At 56.2% G+C, this 249-nt stretch carries 1 rRNA gene; it reads right to left on the reverse strand.

The features are described 5' to 3' along the window. Positions 1-249 (reverse strand): 16S ribosomal RNA (locus SB753_RS39830); the annotation flags it as partial.

A 249-nucleotide genomic window follows, 5' to 3' on the forward strand; every position in this document is an offset into this window, starting at 1 on the left:
TCGACTTAACGCGTTAGCTCCGGAAGCCACGCCTCAAGGGCACAACCTCCAAGTCGACATCGTTTACGGCGTGGACTACCAGGGTATCTAATCCTGTTTGCTCCCCACGCTTTCGCACCTGAGCGTCAGTCTTCGTCCAGGGGGCCGCCTTCGCCACCGGTATTCCTCCAGATCTCTACGCATTTCACCGCTACACCTGGAATTCTACCCCCCTCTACGAGACTCAAGCTTGCCAGTATCAGATGCAGT

This window comes from Paraburkholderia sp. SIMBA_053 (assembly GCF_046534895.1).
Lineage (GTDB): Bacteria > Pseudomonadota > Gammaproteobacteria > Burkholderiales > Burkholderiaceae > Paraburkholderia > Paraburkholderia caledonica.